Annotated in this window: 18 protein-coding genes; 12 read left to right on the top strand and 6 right to left on the bottom strand. The window is 70.4% G+C overall.

The features are described 5' to 3' along the window. The first annotated feature begins 53 nt into the window (after nt 1-53). Both NO889_RS09505 and NO889_RS09500 read left to right on the top strand, forming a co-directional pair. A complete protein-coding gene (locus NO889_RS09505) occupies nt 54-350 on the top strand; it encodes a DUF7565 family protein (protein ID WP_256412020.1) in 297 nt (98 codons plus the stop codon). Between the two features lie 71 nt (nt 351-421). Continuing rightward, nucleotides 422-1,525 (top strand): ArsA family ATPase, encoded by a 1,104-nt coding sequence (locus tag NO889_RS09500; protein ID WP_256412019.1) that lies wholly within the window; start codon nt 422-424, stop codon nt 1,523-1,525. A 44-nt stretch (nt 1,526-1,569) separates the two neighbouring features. On the opposite strand, the gene NO889_RS09495 is transcribed toward NO889_RS09500, so the two are convergent. Both NO889_RS09495 and NO889_RS09490 read right to left on the bottom strand, forming a co-directional pair. Continuing rightward, nucleotides 1,570-2,214 carry a DUF2238 domain-containing protein gene (locus tag NO889_RS09495; protein ID WP_256412018.1) on the bottom strand — a complete coding sequence of 215 codons (645 nt, stop codon included), beginning with the start codon at nt 2,212-2,214 and terminating at the stop codon, nt 1,570-1,572. Continuing rightward, complete coding sequence (locus NO889_RS09490) at nt 2,211-2,951, bottom strand: hypothetical protein (RefSeq protein WP_256412017.1); 741 nt, start codon at nt 2,949-2,951, stop codon at nt 2,211-2,213. The genes NO889_RS09495 and NO889_RS09490 overlap by 4 nt, the downstream gene beginning before the upstream one ends. A gap of 113 nt (nt 2,952-3,064) precedes the next feature. Here NO889_RS09490 and NO889_RS09485 point away from each other — a divergent pair, with 113 nt between their 5' ends. Then, nucleotides 3,065-3,805: a DUF2103 domain-containing protein gene (locus tag NO889_RS09485; protein ID WP_256412016.1), complete on the top strand. Its 741-nt coding sequence runs from the start codon at nt 3,065-3,067 to the stop codon at nt 3,803-3,805. A 14-nt stretch (nt 3,806-3,819) separates the two neighbouring features. Here NO889_RS09485 and NO889_RS09480 read toward each other — a convergent pair whose 3' ends face one another. Together NO889_RS09480 and NO889_RS09475 are read right to left on the bottom strand one after the other, a co-directional pair. Beyond that, the gene (locus NO889_RS09480; RefSeq protein ID WP_256412015.1) at nt 3,820-5,154 is read right to left on the bottom strand and encodes an MBL fold metallo-hydrolase; all 1,335 of its coding nucleotides are present in this window, start codon (nt 5,152-5,154) and stop codon (nt 3,820-3,822) included. A gap of 146 nt (nt 5,155-5,300) precedes the next feature. Next, on the bottom strand, nt 5,301-6,326 hold the full coding sequence (locus NO889_RS09475; RefSeq protein ID WP_256412014.1) for an amidohydrolase family protein: 1,026 nt from the start codon (nt 6,324-6,326) through the stop codon (nt 5,301-5,303). 324 nt (nt 6,327-6,650) lie between these two features. Here NO889_RS09475 and NO889_RS09470 point away from each other — a divergent pair, with 324 nt between their 5' ends. The 5 genes from NO889_RS09470 to NO889_RS09450 all read left to right on the top strand — a co-directional run bounded on the left by NO889_RS09470 (nt 6,651) and on the right by NO889_RS09450 (nt 12,481). Next, nucleotides 6,651-7,418 carry a nucleotide-binding protein gene (locus NO889_RS09470; protein ID WP_256412013.1) on the top strand — a complete coding sequence of 256 codons (768 nt, stop codon included), beginning with the start codon at nt 6,651-6,653 and terminating at the stop codon, nt 7,416-7,418. Continuing rightward, complete coding sequence (locus tag NO889_RS09465) at nt 7,415-8,107, top strand: DUF8054 family protein (protein WP_256412012.1); 693 nt, start codon at nt 7,415-7,417, stop codon at nt 8,105-8,107. Before NO889_RS09470 ends, NO889_RS09465 begins: the two co-directional genes overlap by 4 nt. A 22-nt stretch (nt 8,108-8,129) precedes the next feature. Next, nucleotides 8,130-8,876 (top strand): DUF8116 family protein, encoded by a 747-nt coding sequence (locus tag NO889_RS09460; RefSeq protein WP_465261016.1) that lies wholly within the window; start codon nt 8,130-8,132, stop codon nt 8,874-8,876. Between the two features lie 457 nt (nt 8,877-9,333). Further along, nucleotides 9,334-11,691 carry a phosphoenolpyruvate synthase gene (gene ppsA / locus NO889_RS09455; RefSeq protein WP_256412010.1) on the top strand — a complete coding sequence of 786 codons (2,358 nt, stop codon included), beginning with the start codon at nt 9,334-9,336 and terminating at the stop codon, nt 11,689-11,691. Nucleotides 11,692-11,845: 154 nt separating this feature from the next. Then, nucleotides 11,846-12,481 carry a plastocyanin/azurin family copper-binding protein gene (locus tag NO889_RS09450; protein WP_256412009.1) on the top strand — a complete coding sequence of 212 codons (636 nt, stop codon included), beginning with the start codon at nt 11,846-11,848 and terminating at the stop codon, nt 12,479-12,481. Between the two features lie 67 nt (nt 12,482-12,548). Here the strand turns inward: NO889_RS09450 and NO889_RS09445 are convergent, their stop codons facing one another. Next, nucleotides 12,549-13,595 (bottom strand): glycosyltransferase family 4 protein, encoded by a 1,047-nt coding sequence (locus NO889_RS09445; protein ID WP_256412008.1) that lies wholly within the window; start codon nt 13,593-13,595, stop codon nt 12,549-12,551. 127 nt (nt 13,596-13,722) lie between these two features. On the opposite strand from NO889_RS09445, the gene NO889_RS09440 reads away from it, so the two are divergent. The 4 genes from NO889_RS09440 to NO889_RS09425 all read left to right on the top strand — a co-directional run bounded on the left by NO889_RS09440 (nt 13,723) and on the right by NO889_RS09425 (nt 17,650). Continuing rightward, nucleotides 13,723-15,603, top strand: a complete 1,881-nt coding sequence (locus tag NO889_RS09440) for a S9 family peptidase (protein ID WP_256412007.1) — start codon at nt 13,723-13,725, stop codon at nt 15,601-15,603. Between the two features lie 83 nt (nt 15,604-15,686). Next, nucleotides 15,687-17,081, top strand: coding sequence for a PAS domain-containing sensor histidine kinase (locus NO889_RS09435; protein ID WP_256412006.1), 1,395 nt, complete (start codon nt 15,687-15,689; stop codon nt 17,079-17,081). Between the two features lie 57 nt (nt 17,082-17,138). Continuing rightward, nucleotides 17,139-17,417: a signal recognition particle subunit SRP19 gene (srp19, locus tag NO889_RS09430; RefSeq protein WP_066414188.1), complete on the top strand. Its 279-nt coding sequence runs from the start codon at nt 17,139-17,141 to the stop codon at nt 17,415-17,417. Nucleotides 17,418-17,419: 2 nt separating this feature from the next. Further along, nucleotides 17,420-17,650 (top strand): H/ACA ribonucleoprotein complex subunit GAR1, encoded by a 231-nt coding sequence (locus NO889_RS09425; RefSeq protein ID WP_256412005.1) that lies wholly within the window; start codon nt 17,420-17,422, stop codon nt 17,648-17,650. Nucleotides 17,651-17,715: 65 nt separating this feature from the next. Here the strand turns inward: NO889_RS09425 and NO889_RS09420 are convergent, their stop codons facing one another. After that, complete coding sequence (locus tag NO889_RS09420) at nt 17,716-18,000, bottom strand: hypothetical protein (protein WP_256412004.1); 285 nt, start codon at nt 17,998-18,000, stop codon at nt 17,716-17,718. Nucleotides 18,001-18,028 lie beyond the last annotated feature (28 nt).

The following is an 18,028-nucleotide window of genomic DNA, read 5'->3' as shown; positions in this document are numbered from 1 at the left end:
GGGAGGCGGGCGTCGGGGGAAACCGTTAATCCCCTCGGCGGGAACCGTGGGGCATGGTTCCCTGGGCGTGCGGTATCGACGGGTGCGACGCCGTCTTCGAGGACGTGGAGTCGGCCGTGCTCCACCAGACGCGAGAACACCAGCGCCACGAGTGTAAGGTGTGCGGCACGATCGTCCCGGACGGCTACTTCGCGATCCGGCACGCGTTCGACGAGCACACCCGCGCGGAGTACGTCCGCGCGTACGACGCCGACTCCGCGGCGGTCCGCCGGCGCGAGCAGGTGAAACGCGATATCGAGAGCGAGGCGAACCTCCAGACCGTCGTGGAGCGGCTCGACGGGTCGGTGTAGACGGCTATCGCTCGACCTGGTCCGCGACCCGGACCGACGGGTACACAAGCGCGCCGCCGCCAGTGGCGAGCATGGACGACATCGACGTCGAGCCCGTCGACCGCGTCGACGACGAGGACACGGGGAGCGAGGACCTCCCGCGGGGCGTGGACGCGCCCGAGTACGTGCTGTACGGCGGGAAGGGAGGCGTGGGAAAGACGACGATGGCGGCCGCGACAGCGCTCTCCTCGGCGGCCGGCGGCGTCCCGACGCTCGTCGTCTCGACGGACCCCGCCCACTCGCTCTCGGACACGCTCGGGATCGACGTGCCCGCGGAGCCCGCGGTGGTCCACGAGGACCTGCCGCTTTACGCCGCCGAGATCGATCCCGACGACGCGATCGAGGAGGGGATGTTCGGCGCGGACGGCGATCCGCTCGGCGGGCTCGGCGAGATGGGCGAGGCGATGGGGGGAATGCCGGGGATGGGCGGCGCGGGGGGCGCGGGCGACGACGCCCCCGACGACGCGGCCGGCTCGCTGCTCGGCGGGACGATGCCCGGCGCGGACGAGGCCGCGGCGATGCGCCAGCTGCTCGAGTACCTCGACGACCCGCGCTTCGACCGGGTCGTCGTCGACACCGCGCCCACCGGCCACACCCTCCGGCTCCTCCAGCTGCCCGAGATCATGGACTCGATGATCGGCCGCGTGATGACGCTCCGGCAGCGCTTCTCCGGGATGATGGACGGGATCAAGGGGATGTTCGGCGGGGACGACGACGAGCCCGACCCGAGCGCCGACCTCGAGGAGCTGCGGGCGCGGATCGAGCGCCTTCGAGACGTGTTGCGCGACCCCGCGCGGACCGACTTCCGGGTCGTCACCATCCCCGAGGAGATGAGCGTCGTCGAGTCCGAGCGGCTCGTCGCCCGGCTCGACGAGTTCGGGATACCGGTGAACACGCTCGTCGTCAACCGCGTGATGGAGCGGGTGAGCGAGGTGGCCGACGTCGACCCCGAGTGGATCGTCGAGCCGGATCCTGAACACTGCGAGTTCTGCGCGCGGCGGTGGGAGGTCCAGCAGGCGGCGCTGCGGGAGGCGACCGACCTCTTCCGCGGTCGCGACGTGAAACGCGTCCCGCTCCTGGCGAAGGAGGTCCGCGGCGAGGCGGCGTTACGCGTCGTCGCGGCCTGTCTCGAGTGATCAGTGGCCGGCCGTGCGCCCGGCGAGTCGCTCCGAGTCGCCGCTCACTCCCCGGAATCACCCGACCGACCGAGACGTTCCTCGCGGATCCGCTCTGCGACCCCCGAGAGGTGTGCCTGTCCGAAGATCGCGACGAGGAGCGCCCCCAGGGAGTTGTACGTCAGGTCGAGGACGGTGTCGTCGAGCCCGTGTTGTGCCAGGGGCATGGTGACGCCGGTCCTGGCGGCGATGATGTCGAGCGCGAACTCGAACAGCTCCCAGACGACCCCGAACGCGAGGACGACGACGACGATGAAGACGAACGCGAACCGGTCGGGGATCCGGATCCGGTCGCTGTGGAGGTCGACGGCGCGCAACGCCGTGTACCCCACGCCCGCGACGAGCGAGGCCGAGAGCGAGTGTGTGAGGTGGTCCCACCACTCGATCCGCGTGTAGAGGGCGGCCGATCCCAGGGTGTGAAAGAAGACGGCGCTCGTGATCCACACCCCGAGCCAGGGGTCGATCGGAACCTCGTAGTTCCGCTCGAGCGCCGCCGGAACGAACGTGATGAGCAGCGCGATCCCGCCGTTGGAGATCGCCTTCGGCGCGCCCGCGACGATCCCGTAGACGAGGATCCCGGCGAGGGTCGCCTGCATCGTCCGCGTGAGACGTTTCTGGTTCCGGACGGACGGGCGGGGCAGGAGCGTCATCGGCGCACCACCCGCCGGAGCGCGCGGCGGAGCCGCAGCCCCCGGCGGCGGAAGTAGACGTCGAAGAGGACGCCCGCGGCGAGTCCGGCGAGCGTCACGTATATCCACTCGATCATCAGCGCCTCGTTCGTCGTCAGGTAGGCGGTGTCGAGGAGTCGGTCGGCGTTCCAGCGGAGGACGGTCCAGGCGGCCGCCGTGGCCATCGTCGTCATCACGACGAAGGCGATGCCGAACCAGTGGGTCACCCGTAGCGGGGTGAACATCTGGAGCTCGACGGTGATGACGAGCGCCAGCGCGGCGATGGCGAGGTACGTCGCGAAGACCCCGACCTCGCCGCCGAGGAGCGCGCGGACCAACACGGGCAACAGCGCGATCACGAGCACCTCCCACGGGGGCATCACCCGCGGGTCCCGAGCGGCGACTCCGGGGGCGACCACGACGGCGGTGATGGCCGCGACGAGCGCCATCGCGAGGAGGTCGAACTCCGCGACGCTCTCGAGGAAAACGCCGACGAGCACCGCGACCATCGCCCACGCGATCAGCGCGTTCGTGCGCCCGTTCCGGAACAGTCCCTCCAGCCAGTCCCCGATGACCTCGGAGTCGGTCAGATCCGACACGGACCGGTCGGCCTCCGAGCGGTCGGCCTCCGAGCGGTCGGATACGGCCTCCGGAGCGCCGGGTTCGGATCCGTCGGACCCCTCGTCCGGGGCGTCCGCGTCGACGCGGTCGGTGTCCATACGCTTCGATCCGTGCGGCATCGACTAATATCGGTTGCTCCGAGGCGGGAGTCGAGGTCGACGCCGGCGGACCGAACGAACGGCCTTTTATCGGGCACGCGCCTCCGGGAGGTATGAACTGCCGGCGGTGTGGCACCCCCCTGGAGAAGCCGGGGGATTACTGTCTGACCTGTAACACCGCAAACAGCGACGCGGTCGTCGTGGAGTTCACGGCGGAGCGCGCGGAGCTGACGATGCTCGAGGAGGACGACGTCGTCGGGCGGACGACGATCACGACCCGACCCGAAAACGACGCGGAGCTGACGCACGTCCAGCTCCGCAACTTCGCCGGCCGCGTCGCCGACGAGATCCGCCGGAAACGACCCGAGACCGTGTACGCGGCCGGCGCGCGCGAGCCCCTCCGTGAGACGCGCGCGCAGCTCCACCACGAGTTCTATCGCGTGCCGGACGGGGACGACGACGGCGACGCGGTCGAGTGGGTGCTCGACCGCCGCGGCGACCGCGCGCTGGAGGTGGTCGAGACGCCGCCCCGCGAGAAGATCGGCGGCTCCCACTCGACGCTCATCGGCGACCGCACGGGCCGGCGGGCGATCCGGACGGTCGCCGAGCACCCGCACGTCAAGAAGGTCGTACCCGGCCCGATCGACGCCGGCGGCACCGGCTCGCGGACGGGCCTGCGCGCGAAGGCGACGCGCGCGGGAACGAACGGGAACGTCCGGCTCCTCCTCCGGGACGGCTCGAGCGTCCAGGAGAACCGGATCGTCACGACCGCGATGGACCGCGAGACGGGCGAGCGCGTCCGCGAGGACTTAAACGAGGCGCTGCGGGAGGCCGACCTCCAGGACGACGGGTAGGGTGCCGGCCGTCCTCAGTCGCCGGCTTCGGGCTCCGGAGCCGGCTCGGCCGCACAGCGGTTGGGTCCCATCTCGAGTTCGATCGCGGCGACCTCGTCGGCCGGCTCCTCGACCCCGCGGTTGGCCGCGATCACCGACTCGTAGTTCGGCGGCTTCTCCGGGAGCGTCGCCGTGATCTCCTCGACGAACCCCTCCCGGTCCAGACCGAGGATCCCGATCCCCCGCCGGGCCGCCCCGACCGTCGTCGCCACGGGCTCGCCGGGGATCGCGTCTCCGGTCGTCCCGTCGTTCGCGACCGAGAAGTGGCCGGGCAGCACGACGACGTCGTCCGGCTCCGCGAGGAGCGTGCCGTGGAGCGAGTCGTAGAGCCGCTTCGCACCGGTTCGTGCGCCGGCGGACTCCCGGTCCGCCCCACCGTTTCGGGTTCCGTCCCCGTCGCTTCCGTCGGCCCCGTCGGCCGCGAACTGGAGCTCCGTCCGGCCGACGCCCTCCGTGAAGAGCGTGTCGCCCGTGAGGACGGCCGACCGTCCGACGAGGTAGCTCGCGCCGTCATCGGTGTGGCCGGGCGTCGCGAGCGCCTTCACGTCGACCCCGCCGACCGAGAGGGTCTCGTTGCGCTCGATCGGCTCGAAGTCGTCGGTCACGTCGCGCGCTTCGGCCGCAGCCGGGAGGACGTAGGGGACGCCGAGCTCGTCGGCGAGCGCGCGGCCCCCGGAGAGGTGGTCGGCGTGGACGTGGGTGTCGAGCACCGCCGTGATCGACGCGTCGCGCTCGGCGGCCGCGGCGCGCCACTCCTCGCCGTGGCGGGAGACGTCGACCGCGATGGCGACGCGGGAGCCACCGGAATCGGCGACCGCCACGCGGGAGTCGTCGGGATCGCTGGCCGTGTCGCCGTCGTCACCAGCGTCCGCTCGCCCGCCGACGATCAGGTACCCCAGACACCCCTTCGCGCGGCGCTGGATCTGGACGACCTCGAGGGGGTCGTCGCCGGCGTCGGGGAGCGGGACCTCGGCGCGGTCGTAGACGGCGGACCAGCCGCGCATCCCGTCGTCGATCGCGTACACGTCCCCGTAGCCGGCGGCGACGAGGTCGTCCGCGAGCGCGTGCGAGGACTTCCCCTTCGCGCAGACGGTCACCACCGTCTCCTCGGGGCCGATCCCGGTCGCCGCCTCGAACTCGTCGGGGTCGAACCGGTGGAACGGCTTGTAGACGTAGTTGACCGCGCCGGCGATCCGCCAGCCCCGGTAGCTCTCCTCGGGCCTGGTGTCGACGACGGCGAACTCGCGCTCGCCGCGTCGCGCCGCGTCGACCATGTCGCGGAACTCGTTCGCGGATATCGTCTCGACCATACCGGAGTATGGATGCGAGCGAGCAAAAGCGCTGTTCTCGGAAAGCGTCGGGTGATTTCAAGCGACGTTCCGATGGCCGTGCGAGATACAGGGCGCGTATGCGGCACTCGCGCCGCAGGGGGTGCGAGACGGGACCGGTTTGGCGTTCAGCAGATGACGTTCTGAATATCGAGCGCCGTCGCCCGTCGGACCACCGCATCGACCGGATCCGCAACGCTAGAGAGGTTGTCCGAATCGCCGTCGAGCACCAGCAGCGCGGCGCGGCGGTCCGGTTCGATGACGCCACAGTCAAGGCCGACCGCGTCGGCTCCAGCAGCCGTCGCCATCCGAAGCACCGTCCGCGAGGGGAGGTCGAACGTCTTCGCGGTGTACTCCATCTCGCGGAACATTGAAGGCCCGTTCAGCATCACGTTATCCGTCCCGAGCGCCACGTCGGTGTACTCGAGCAGTGTCTCGATCGGCGGCCGGCCGACCCCGAGGACGCGGTTCGCGCGGGGACAGACTGCGATCGGGACTCCTTGGTCTGCGACCCGTTCCAGGTGATCGACCTCGGCGTGGACCATGTGGATCAGCAGATCCGGGTTCAGATCCAGCGCCGGATGGACGTCGGTGGCGTCAGGCTCGCCGGCGTGAATGGCGAACGGGACGCCACGCTCTCTCGCGGCCGTTCGCTGGTCGGTGAAATCGCCGTCGTTAGCGCCGCTGGCACCGAACCCGTCGGCCACATCCAGGACCGCGGGATCGTCGCTCCCGAAGATGAAGTCCTCGATGTCGAGGTCCTCGGCGGCCTCGCGTAGCGTCCGGGTACCTTCGACGCCGAACTCGCGGAAATCGAGGAATGCGGCCGTTCCGGTTCGTTCCATGAACCGGAGCGTGCGATACATCGCCTCGACCAGCGTCTCACGGTCGGCCGCCGCCAACCGTCGGTGTTTCAGGCTGTCGGGCGGGGCCACCGCCTCTTCGAGGCCGAGCCCGACGGCGGCTTCTTTAGCGACCGAGTCCCCGACGTGGGTGTGCGCGTTTACGAACGCCGGCAGGATGATGCGGCTCGGCTCGTCGTCGCGTTCAGGTGTCTCATCGACGGCCGCGATACGACCTCCCTCCACGACGACCCGGCCATGGATCGGCTCGAACGACTGCCCGGCGAGGACGGTTCCCTCGATCGTCTCCATACAACAGAGAGACCGGCGAGGCTATATGTGTCTCGTCATCTCCCCACGGCTTCGGTCGTGGGCTTGTCCGTGGACTCCCCGGTCCGACGACGAGACGTCGTAGGCGGTGTACTCGCCGTTCCCGTTCAGCATCCCGGACGTGAGGGCGAGTGAACCGCCTCGGGGGTCGAGCCCCGAGACACTCGGCTTGCTCATCTGTAGATCGGTGATATGGATGGGATGTGGATCACTCGTATTGACCACGACCGGTCGACACGTCCGAGCAGCAAAGCCTCGAAGCTCCGTATAGACACCTTTTAACGCGCCGACGCGGACTGACGGGTAATGGTCGAGGCGTTCGCGGTCGCCAGCGGCAAGGGCGGCACCGGCAAGACGACGAGCACGCTCGCGCTCGGCATGGCGCTCGCCGAAGAACACGACGTGACCGTCGTCGACGCGGACACCGGGATGGCGAACCTGCTCTTCCACACTGGCCTCGACGACGCGACGGTCACCCTCCACGACCTCCTCGTTGAGGGGACCGCGACCGACGTCTCGGAGGCGACCTACGAGCGGTTCGGGCTGCGGGTCGTCCCCTGTGGCACCTCGCTCGCGGGCTTTTCCGCGGCCGACCCCGCGCGGCTCCGCGAGGTGGTCGCCGAGCTCGCCCGCGACACGGACGTACTCCTCCTCGATTCGCCGGCCGCGCTCGGCTCGAAGTCCGCGGTGTTACCCGTCGTCCTCGCCGACCGCGTCGTGATCGTGGTCGAGCCGACGATCCCCGCGCTCTCGGACGGGCTGAAGGTCCAGGAGTACGCGCGCTCGTACGGCACCGAGACCGCGGGCGTCCTGCTCAACAAGGTGCGGGATCCGACGGCCGCGGTCGCGGAGCAGGCCGGCCGCCACTTCGGCGGCCCGGTGCTCGCGGAGGTGCCCGACAGCGACGTGGTACGAGCGGCGCGACGGGCGGGAAAGCCCCTCTTAGCGCACGCGCCCGACAGCGAGCCGGCGGCCCGGTACCGCGAGGCGGCCGCCCGGCTCGCGGTGCGCGACGGCGACGAGGAGGCGGTGGCGGCGCGGTTCAAGAGCGCGGTCGTCCCCGACACCCCATGACCGGGTCGCCGGGCGAACCGGGAGGGCCGACCGACCCACCGGTCCTCGAGATCCCGCGCGGCGACCTCCTCCGCTCGCGGGTCGTCTCCGACGTGGGGACCACGCTGTCGACCGCGCTCGACCGCGAGCTGACCGGCTACGCCACGGTCGTCCCGCAGGAGACGCTGCTGCTCGCCGGCGACGCCCGCGGCGTGCTCACCTTCGAGGCGGGCGTCCCCGTGCTGGCGTACAACACCGTGACCGACAGCGGCGGTCCCGACGCCCTCGCCGAGCTGGCCGTGCCCGGACCGTACCGCGTCGAGCTGTACGCGGTCGCGGCCGAGGCGCTCCGGGCGGCCCACGCCGCGGAGGCGCTCCGCGTCCCGCCCGCGGCGGCCGCGACGGAACTCGCCGACGACCCCGATCTGGCCGAACGGACCCGCGAGAGCGCCCCGGACGACCGCCTCGCAGACGGGGACGGGGAGGAGGCCGACGCGGTCGCGGCGTTCCTCGCGGACGACGACCGGATCGAAGCGATCCGCGAGCAGGCGCGCGCCGAGGCGAGAGAGCGGGCGGACGAGTGGGGCCTGGACGGCGCGCTCGCGGACGACGGCGACGCGGGACGCGACGCTGAGCGAGTCGGCAGCGACGCGACTGGCGACGACGCGGAACGAGAAGGCGACGACGCGAACCGGCCGGAGCGGTTTTGAGCGTGCCGGACCTACGCTCTCCATCACCGTCCTCCGCCTCCTCCGACTGACCGCGCCGCGGGACTTCGCCGGCTGGTACGCCGCGAGCCGCGCGTACACCCGTCACGTCGCCGAGGGAATGGCGTTTTCCGGTGCCGACGACCTCGACGGGGACCGGATCGCGGAGCGGCTGGCCGCGGACCCGACCGGCCTCTCGCCCGCGGCGGCGCGCTCGGTCGCGGCGACGCTGCTCGCGGACGGGGCCTTCTCGGAGCCGTACTGCGAGTGGATGCCGCTGTGGTACGAACTGGGCCTCCTCGCGCCGACCAGGTACGGCGAGTGGCGGCTCCGCCGAGTGGCCCGCGAGATCGCGGCGGCGGCCGGCGTCACCGCGAGCGCCCCGCGATTCTCCCGTCCGCGGGACGTCGTCGTCGACGGTCGTCCCGCGCTCGCGGGCCTCTCCGGCTTCCGCGAGCGCTTCCTCGCGGCGGCCGCGCTGTTACACCTCGAGTGGTTCGTCCACGCCGCGACGGCCGACGGGATCGCGGTCCCGAGCGACCTCGTCGAGCGGACGCGCGAGGAGTCGCTGTCGCACTACGCCGGCGACCGGGACCGTCTCTCGCCGGAGGTTCGTCGGTTCCAGCGACTGCTCTTCGCCGACGACGCCTGGGCCGCTCGGGTGGACGCAGCCTACGGCCTCGACAGCCGGCTCTTCGGTCTCTGGGAGCGGCTCCTCCGGGACGAACGACGCCGGCTCGCGAGCGACCGATCGCCCGACGACACGCCGTGATCGCGGTCGTACTACGACCACGACGCCGACGGCGGCGGCCCCGACCGCGGCGATCGCGACCCCCGCCGGAGGAACATGGTGTTACAACACCTGTAACACGTGATCGAGGCGATCGTTCGCGCAGCAAGTAAGTATAGGTCAAGCGAATCCGTGAAGAGATGTACGAACCGTTCGTCGGTTCGTCACACCTCGCGACGAACTCGGCCCTCTCTCGTCTTCGAGCTACCGTTCACGTCTCGCGTTGAGTCGTCCGTCGACCCGCCCGTCGACCGGATTCGACCGGGCTCGATCGACGAGAATCGAGGCGCGGGCTCCGATCGTACATCCGGTTAGATCCGCCGTTATCGAGCCGCAGAACCGGATCGACGCGGATAACTCGATTTCGAGTAATCTTTTATTCGTCGATGTTCGGTTCGGAAGATTCATACGGCGGGTCGTGGATCCACCGCACATACGAATGGCAGTACTCTGGCTGGACGACGTCGACGCCGACGACATCGGAACCGTCGGCGGTAAGGGGGCTTCGTTGGGCGAACTCATCGGCGCGGGGCTGCCGGTTCCGCCGGGATTCGTCGTCACGGCGGGAACCTATCGCGAGTTCATCGAGGAGGCGGGGATCGACGAGGAGCTGTTCTCCGCCGTCGACGTGGACCCCGAGGACTCCGCCGCGCTCCGGGAGGCCGAGGCGACCGCTCGGGAGCTGATCACCGAGACGCCGTTCCCCGACGAGGTCCGCGAAGGCATCTTGGAGAGCTACCGCGAGATGGGCGAGGACGGCGAGGAGGCGTTCGTCGCCGTGCGCTCCTCGGCGACCGCCGAGGACCTGCCCGACTCGTCGTTCGCCGGCCAGCAGGAGACGTTCCTCAACGTCCGAGAGGCCGACCTCCTCCGACGCGTGAGGGAGTGCTGGGCGTCGCTTTTCACCCAGCGGGCGATCTACTACCGCCAACAGCGGGGGTTCCCCCACGAGGACGTCGACATCGCGGTGGTCGTCCAGCGGATGGTCGACGCCGAGAAGTCGGGCGTGCTGTTCACGAGCCACCCGTCGACCGGCGACCCGCAGATGACGATCGAGGCCGCCTGGGGGCTCGGCGAGGCGGTCGTCTCCGGCACCGTCTCCCCGGACAACTACGTGTACGACCGCGGGCGCGACCGCGTCGAGGACGTCACGGTCGCGGACAAGAAGGTGGAGATGGTGAAGGACCCCGAAAGCGGCGAGACGGTCCAGCTCGACGTCGAGGAGGACCGCCGCACGGCGCGGGTGCTCTCCGACGAGGAGATCGACGAACTCGTCGGTCTCGGCGAACTCGTCGAGGACCACTACGGCACCCCACAGGACGTGGAGTGGGCGATCTACGACGGCGAGGTGTACATGCTCCAATCGCGACCGATCACCACGATCCGCGAGGACGCCGGCGACGACGCGACCGGATCGTCCGACCGCGAGGCCGGAGGCGACGACCTCGACGCGGCGGTGACCGGGAACGCCGGTGCCGGCGGGGCCGCCGAGAGCGACGGCGGCGACGGCGAGGCGGCGGACGTCCTCGTGGACGGGCTCGGCGCGAGTCCCGGCGCGGTCTCCGGCACCGTCCGGATCGTCACGAAGCTCGACCACCTCGACCAAGTCAAGGAGGGCGACGTGCTCGTGACCGAGATGACGATGCCCGACATGGTGCCCGCGATGAAACGCGCCGCGGGGATCGTGACCGACGAGGGCGGGATGACGAGCCACGCCGCGATCATCTCCCGCGAGCTCGGCGTCCCGGCCGTCGTCGGTACGGGCAACGGGACCCGCGTCCTCGAGGAGGGGCAACGCGTCACGATCGACGGCGACAAGGGGACCGTCCGCGCCGGGGTCGACGAGACCGCCGAGCCCGCGGAGGAGTTCGAGCCGGTTGAGGCCGCGCGGCCGGAGACCCCCGTCAAGCCGATGACGGCCACGGAGGTGAAGGTGAACGTCTCGATCCCGGAGGCCGCCGAGCGGGCGGCCGCGACCGGCGCGGACGGCGTCGGCCTGCTCCGGATCGAACACATGGTGCTCTCGCTCGGGAAGACCCCGGAGAAGTACATCGCCGACCACGGCGCGCGGGCGTACCAGGACGAACTCATCGAGGGCGTTCGCCGGGTCGCCGACGAGTTCTACCCCCGGCCGGTCCGGGTCCGGACCATCGACGCGCCGACGGACGAGTTCCGCGAGCTGGAGGGCGGCGGCGGCGAGCCGGCCGAGCACAACCCGATGCTGGGATGGCGCGGGATCCGTCGGAGCCTCGACAAACCGGAGCCGTTCCGCCAAGAGCTCGCCGCGTTCGCGCGCCTCATCGACATGGGCTATGACAACCTCGAGGTGATGTTCCCGCTCGTCAACGACGCGGCCGACCTCGAGGGCGTGAAGGGGCACATGCGCGAGGCGGGCATCGATCCCGAGACGCACCGGTGGGGCGTGATGATCGAGACGCCGGCGAGCGCGATCCAGATCGACGATCTCGCCGAGGCAGGGATCGACTTCGCCTCCTTCGGCACAAACGACCTCACCCAGTACACGCTCGCGGTCGACCGAAACAACGAACACGTCGCCGACCGCTTCGACGAGCTCCACCCGGCCGTCCTGCGGCTCATCGGGGACACGATCGAGCGGTGTCGCGAGCTGGGCGTCGACACCAGCATCTGCGGACAGGCCGGCTCGAAGACCGAGATGGTCGAGTTCCTCGTCGAGGAGGGCGTCTCCTCCATCTCCGCGAACATCGACGCGGTCCGCGACGTCCAACACGAGGTGAAGCGGATCGAACAGCGGCTGCTTCTCGACTCGGTTCGCTGAGCCGGGACCGGCGCGGTCGGAGGCGGACGTGCGCTTTTTCGACGGACGCGACGCGAAACGGCGACCGGACGCGGTCGCATCCGACCGCGGTCGGGGTCCGCTCTGAGCGAGCGGAACCAACATATTCACTATCGGCGGCGACGAACCCGAATCCATGAGCACGGACGACGTCTCTCGGCGCACGTTCATGCGGACTGCCGGCGGCACGGCCGCCGCCGTCGGCGGAGCCACGGCCGCGACAGGGACCGCCGCGGGACAGGAGGACGGCGTCGAGCCGGACTGGCCGAGCGAGGCGGAGGGGAACGTAGGGTCGTACGAGGACGCCAGGGGTGAAAGCGAGGTGACGGTCTCCGTCGGTGCGGGCGACCAGGGTCTCGCGTTCGATCCGACCCTGCTCTGGGTGGACACGGGAACGGTGATAACCTTCGAGTGGACCGGCAACGGCGGCGCACACAACGTCCAGAACGTCGACGGACCCGCCTCCCTCGACAGCGGCGACCCCGTCGGCGAGGAGGGAGAGACCTACGAGTACGAGACGAGCGAGGAGGACGCCGGGATCACCCACTACCACTGCGTTCCGCACACCGACGTCGGCATGCACGCGGGCCTCGCCGTCGGCGAGGACGTCGAGACCGTCGAGACCGGCGGTGGGGGCGGAAGCAGCGCGGTGTTCGTCCCCGACGGCGCGCGTGCGCTGACGATCGCCACCTTCATCGCCATGGTGAGCACGCTCGGGCTCGCGTTCGTCTTCATGAAGTACGGCGGGACGATCGCCCCCGACGAGGCCTGACTTCCGAACCCCACGCTCCGTTCCTTCTTCAGTCGGTCCGGCCGTCGATCGGCGCACCGGCCCGGATTCAGCTCGCGTCCAGTTCGCGGTAGACCTCGACGTACCGGTCGAGGATCGCGTCCTCGTCGTACGCGTCGAACGCGGGGTCGCTCGTCAACCGGTCGAGGTCGCCGACGGCGTCGATCGCGTCGGCCAGCTCCGCGGGACTCGTGACGAGCCGCCCGCGGTCGCGGCCCTCGACGAGCTCGTGAGCGCTCGAGTCGGCCTGGTACTCGACGAGCCCGACGCAGCCGCACGCCAACGCCCACAGCAGCTCCGTCGGGAACGTCTCCCAGGTCGCTGTCTGGGCGAAGACGTGGGTGCCCTTGAACACCGCGACGCGCTCGTCGAGTGACAGGTCGCCGAGGAACGTGACCCGATCGTCGATCCGGAGGTCCTCGGCGGTCGACTCGATCCGATCCCGTTCGGGCCCGTCGCCGATCACGGCCGCGTTCCAGCCGCGCCCGCGGAGTTCGGCCAGCGCCAGGAGGAACGTCTCGGCGTTGGCGTGGCGATCGAGCCGCCGGGAGTAGACGGCGTCGAAGCGGTCGTCCGGCTCCGTCTCGGCGACGAGGCCGAGATCGACGCTCTCGGGGATCACCCGGACCGCCGAGCCGTCCGCGCCGTGTTCGCGGATCCGCGTCTTCGTCGTGCGCGAGGGCGTCGAGACCGCGTCCGCGCCGCGCGCGAGAAGCGGATAGACTCGCCGCGAGTCAGCCGGGTGGTCGCGCCACCAGTCGACGAGGACCGGCGGGCCGCCGAGTCGCCCGGCGAGCGTCGCCGCGAGCGCCGGCGTCGGCGGGCTGTTGACCGCGTGAACGACGTCCGGGTCGAGCCGACGGACCGCCGCCGGAATCCGCGCCGCGAATCCCACCGGCGACGGGTCGACGACGACGGACCGGTACGTGACCCCGTCCGCTTCGAACGTCGCCGCCTCGCCGCCCCACCAGCGGGCACACAGCCACGTCACGTCGTGGCCGCGGGCGGCGAGACCCGCGGCGGTCCGCCGCGTCCGGGACCGCGCCGGCGTGTCGCCGTGTTCGGGAGTGAAAAGCGAGACGAACGCGACGCGCATACGCCGACCGGAGGAGGGGCCCGAACAAAAAGACCCGCGATCCGGCCGGAACGCGTCCGCGAACTCGATCGAAACGGATCGCCCGATCCACCCGAAACGGTTTCTCCCCCGCGGCGGAACGGGGCGTATGCATCGATACGACGTCGAACGCTACCTCAACGTGCGGGGCGCGGGCGGGGCGACGCTGGGACCCGACGGCCGGCTCTCCTTCCTGCTCGACACCACCGGCACCTCGCAGGTGTGGTCCGTCGACCGCCCGCTCGGGTGGCCCGAACAGCACACCTTCTTCGAGGAGCGGGTCACGTTCGTCGACGCCTCGCCGGAGCGCTCGGAAGCGATCTTCGGCATGGACGAGGGTGGAAACGAGCGCGCACAGCTGTACCGGCTCGATTTCGGATCCGGGGCGATCGCCGACCTCACCGAGCGCCCGGAGGCGAAACACCGATGGGGCGGCTGGGCGGGCGACGGCGAGCGCTTCGCGTTCGCGTCGAACCGTCGGGAGGAGGCGGTCTTCGACGTGTACGTACAGGATCGCGACGGCGTCGGCGACGACGCGGAGCTCGTCCACGAGGGCGACGGGTGGCTCTCGGTGGCCGGCTGGTCGCCCGACGACGGCCGGCTGATCGTCCACGAGGCCCACTCCTCGTTCGACCACGACGTGTACACGCTCGCGGTCGACTCGGGAACGCTCACGCATCACACGCCCCACGACGGCGACGTCCGGTACGGCAGTCCCGAGTGGGGCCCCGACGGCGAGGCGATCTATCTCGTCACCGACCGCGAGAGCGACACGCTCCGGCTCGAACGGCTCGATCTCGCGACGGGAGAGTTCTCCGTCGTCGTCGACGGCGGGGGAGTCGAGGGAGACGCGGACGCCGCGCCCGGCGACGGGGACGAAGGTCGAGGGGACGACGACGGAAGCGGGAACGACTGGAACGTCGACGGCGTCGCGATCCACGAGGAGTCGCGACGAGTGGTCTACTCGCGGAACGTCGACGGCTACACCGAGATCACCGTCGGCGAACTGGTCGCGCCCGACCGGATCGACGAGTTCCCGGCGCCCGAGTTGCCGCGGGGCGTCGCCGGCGGCGTGAGCTTCGGGCCCGACGGCGACCGGTTCGCGATCACCGCCACGGGCAGCACCGACAACGCGAACGTTCACGTCGTCGAGGCGACGACCGGCGAGACCGAGCGGTGGACGAACGCCTCCACCGCGGGGATCCCGCGTGACACGTTCGTCGAGCCAGAGCTCGTCCACTACCCCACCTTCGACGGCCGAGAGATCCCGGCGTTCTTCTCGGTGCCCGAAAGCGAGACCCCCGAGTCGGGCTACCCCGTCGTCGTCGACGTCCACGGCGGCCCGGAGTCGCAGCGCCGCCCCTCCTTCGGCGCGGTCAAACAGTACCTGGTGAACGGCGGCTACGCCGTCTTCGAGCCGAACGTCCGCGGCTCCTCGGGCTACGGAAAGGCGTACGCCGCCCTGGACGACGTGGAACGGCGGATGGACTCGGTCGCCGACCTGCGGGCCGGCGTCGAGTGGCTCCACGACCACCCCGAGGTCGACCCCGACCGGATCGTCGCCATGGGCGGCTCCTACGGCGGGTTCATGGTGCTCGCGGCGCTGACGGAATACCCCGACCTGTGGGCCGCCGGCGTCGACGTGGTCGGCATCGCGAACTTCGTCACCTTCCTCGAGAACACCGGCGACTGGCGGCGTGAGCTCCGCGAGGCCGAGTACGGCTCGCTCGAGGAGGATCGGGAGTTCCTCGAATCGATCTCGCCGATCAATAACGTCGAACGTATCGAGTCGCCGCTCTTCGTCCTCCACGGCGCGAACGACCCGCGGGTGCCCGTGAGCGAGGCCGAGCGGATCGTCGAGGAGGCCCGCGAGCGGGACGTCCCGGTGCGGAAGCTGATCTTCGAGGACGAGGGACACGGCTTCTCGAAGCTGGAGAACCGGATAGAGGCGTACCGCGCGATCGTCGAGTTCCTCGAGGAACACGTCTGAGGCGGCGTCCGGCGACCGGGAACGAGGACGCCGCGAGAGCCGCCGTGAGCGTTATGCGTCTTCGCCTGGAACGCACAGGGGAAATGGACGGCCCCGAACCGCTCGGCCTGCTGCTCGACCAAGCGCAGGACAAGATCGCCCTGCTGAACGACGAGGGACGGTTCACCTACGTCAACGGCGCGGCAGAGCGGATCCTCGGGTTCACGCCCGGCGACCTCGTCGGGGAGAACGCCTTCGAGTACGTCCACCCGGACGACCGCGAGGCGGTACGCCGCGCGTTCTACGACGTGATCGGTCGCGACGCGTTCGTCGAGGACACCGCCGAGTACCGTCATCGGACGGCGGACGGATCGTGGGTCTGGTTGGCGAGCCGTATGTCGAACCTCACCGACGACAGGCTCGACGGATACGTCGTCAGCTCCCGCGACGTCACCGGCCGGGTGCGAGCCGAGCGCGAACGCGCCGAAACGGCGTCGAACCTGCGGGAGATCGCGACGGTCGCCGGCGACGTGCTCTGGATGTTCGACGCGGACTGGTCGGAGCTCCGCTTCGTGAACCCCGCGTACGAGGAGCTCTACGGGACCTCCACCGACGCGCTCGAGGACGACCCGACGACGTTCCTCGACGCGGTCCACCCGGAGGACGTCCCCGCCGTCGAGGCGGCGATGGAGCGGCTCTCCGAGGGCACGCCGGTCGACATAGAGTACCGGGTGAACCCTGGGGAGAACTACAACCGGTGCGTGTGGATACAGGCCGAGCCGATCACCGAGGACGGCGAGGTGGTCCGCATCACGGGGTTCACCAGGGACGTCACCGACCGGCGACGCCGCGAGTGCCAGCTGGTCGTGATGGACAACCTCCTCCGGCACAACCTCCGAAACGACCTCAACGTCATTCTCGGTCGGGCGGAGTTCCTCGAATCGGACGTGCCGGAGCCGGCAGAGCACACCGCCGTGATCCGCCGCGTCGGCGAGCAGCTCCTCGAGACGGCCGAGAAGGAGCGCGACATAATCGACCTCATCACTGAAAAGCGGGACTCCGAGCGGATCGAGCTCCGCGGGGCGATCGCGGACTGCGTCGGGATCGTTCGGGACCGGCACCCGAACGCCTCGATCGAAGTCTCGACGCCGGATCCGGTCACTGTCGAGGGGCTTCCCGAACTCCGTTCGGCGATGATCGAACTGCTCGAAAACGCGGTCCGACACGCCGACCTCGACGATCCGACGGTGGAGATCGCCCTCCGCCGGACACCCGCCGGCGCGGAGATCGTCGTCCGGGACGACCACGCGCCGATCCCGTCCGTCGAGGCGGGCGTGCTCACGGGCGATCACGACATGACCGACGTGTACCACAGCAGCGGGCTGGGGCTCTGGCTCGTCCACTGGAGCGTGGACCTCTCGGACGGCACGATAGCCGTGGACTCCGGCCCTGACGGCGGGAACGAGATCACGGTCACCCTGTCGCGAACGGCCGACTGATCGAACGCGACGGCCGCGGTCCGAAACGACCTTACCCCGCGGGCCCGCCTCACCGGTATGGTCGAGAACGTCGTGTATCCCGCGTACTTCGACGCCGACCGCTCGCGCTCGGAGGGTCGCCGCGTCCCGACGGATCTCGCCGTCGAGGAGCCGACCGTCGACGAGATCGCGAAGGCGGTCCAGCAGGTCGGCTACGACGCGGTGATCGAACGGGAGAAGACGTACTCCAGAGAGTACGAGCCCCGCGGCGCGGTGGTGGTGCGCGGCACCGAGGACACCGCGAAGAACGACCTCGTACAGGCGATCGCCGCCTACATCGGCATCCTCCGCGAGTGACGATGCGCCGCGTCGGCACCGTCGTCAGGACGGCGCAAGGGCTCGCCATCGCCCGCGCGGATCCGGGCGAGGAGCCGCCGGCGATCGGTGCCGGCGTCGTCGACGAGTCCCTCTCCCGGGTCGGCCGCGTCGTCGACGTGTTCGGTCCGGTCGAACACCCCTACGTCGCCGTCACCCCCGATGACGGGGTCGCGCTCGCCGCGCTCGTCGGCGGACCGCTATACGCGCGGTAGAACGGGACCGCGGCCCACGTCGCGCCGTCGTCGCCGGGAAGAGTACTAGCCGTCGGAGCACCCGATCAGATCGCCGTCTCCCCCTCGACGACGTCGAAGTCCTCGAGCGTCCGCTCCGTCCGGACGAGCCGTTCGCACACGAAGAGCTTCTCCGTGCGGTCCAGCCGGCTCCACGCCAGCTCCGGCGGCGGTGACTCCTCGTACGCCTGGAACCGCTCGAACACCCGCTCGTTGAGGAACCGCTCGAAGGAAGCGCAGTTCGGACACGTCACGGAGAGGTGTGACGTGTCGAACTCCCGGCCCACGGTGTGTTCGAGGCAGTTCAGACAGCGGTAGCGGGTTCGACCCATGGCCGGTCGAGGCGTCGAACGCGCTAGT

The sequence above is a fragment of the Halorubrum rubrum genome (genome assembly GCF_024494685.1).
Lineage (GTDB): Archaea > Halobacteriota > Halobacteria > Halobacteriales > Haloferacaceae > Halorubrum > Halorubrum rubrum.
This window is presented reverse-complemented; position numbering and strand designations above follow the sequence as displayed.

What these genes read in the sequence shown, in the direction of transcription:
- NO889_RS09505 (WP_256412020.1), top strand. Translation starts at nt 54, where the DNA reads ATGGTTCCCTGGGCGTGCGGTATCGACGGGTGCGACGCCGTCTTCGAG.
- NO889_RS09500 (WP_256412019.1), top strand. Translation starts at nt 422, where the DNA reads ATGGACGACATCGACGTCGAGCCCGTCGACCGCGTCGACGACGAGGAC.
- NO889_RS09495 (WP_256412018.1), bottom strand. Translation starts at nt 2,214, where the DNA reads ATGACGCTCCTGCCCCGCCCGTCCGTCCGGAACCAGAAACGTCTCACG.
- NO889_RS09490 (WP_256412017.1), bottom strand. Translation starts at nt 2,951, where the DNA reads ATGGACACCGACCGCGTCGACGCGGACGCCCCGGACGAGGGGTCCGAC.
- NO889_RS09485 (WP_256412016.1), top strand. Translation starts at nt 3,065, where the DNA reads ATGAACTGCCGGCGGTGTGGCACCCCCCTGGAGAAGCCGGGGGATTAC.
- NO889_RS09480 (WP_256412015.1), bottom strand. Translation starts at nt 5,154, where the DNA reads ATGGTCGAGACGATATCCGCGAACGAGTTCCGCGACATGGTCGACGCG.
- NO889_RS09475 (WP_256412014.1), bottom strand. Translation starts at nt 6,326, where the DNA reads ATGGAGACGATCGAGGGAACCGTCCTCGCCGGGCAGTCGTTCGAGCCG.
- NO889_RS09470 (WP_256412013.1), top strand. Translation starts at nt 6,651, where the DNA reads ATGGTCGAGGCGTTCGCGGTCGCCAGCGGCAAGGGCGGCACCGGCAAG.
- NO889_RS09465 (WP_256412012.1), top strand. Translation starts at nt 7,415, where the DNA reads ATGACCGGGTCGCCGGGCGAACCGGGAGGGCCGACCGACCCACCGGTC.
- ppsA (WP_256412010.1), top strand. Translation starts at nt 9,334, where the DNA reads ATGGCAGTACTCTGGCTGGACGACGTCGACGCCGACGACATCGGAACC.
- NO889_RS09450 (WP_256412009.1), top strand. Translation starts at nt 11,846, where the DNA reads ATGAGCACGGACGACGTCTCTCGGCGCACGTTCATGCGGACTGCCGGC.
- NO889_RS09445 (WP_256412008.1), bottom strand. Translation starts at nt 13,595, where the DNA reads ATGCGCGTCGCGTTCGTCTCGCTTTTCACTCCCGAACACGGCGACACG.
- NO889_RS09440 (WP_256412007.1), top strand. Translation starts at nt 13,723, where the DNA reads ATGCATCGATACGACGTCGAACGCTACCTCAACGTGCGGGGCGCGGGC.
- NO889_RS09435 (WP_256412006.1), top strand. Translation starts at nt 15,687, where the DNA reads ATGGACGGCCCCGAACCGCTCGGCCTGCTGCTCGACCAAGCGCAGGAC.
- srp19 (WP_066414188.1), top strand. Translation starts at nt 17,139, where the DNA reads ATGGTCGAGAACGTCGTGTATCCCGCGTACTTCGACGCCGACCGCTCG.
- NO889_RS09425 (WP_256412005.1), top strand. Translation starts at nt 17,420, where the DNA reads ATGCGCCGCGTCGGCACCGTCGTCAGGACGGCGCAAGGGCTCGCCATC.
- NO889_RS09420 (WP_256412004.1), bottom strand. Translation starts at nt 18,000, where the DNA reads ATGGGTCGAACCCGCTACCGCTGTCTGAACTGCCTCGAACACACCGTG.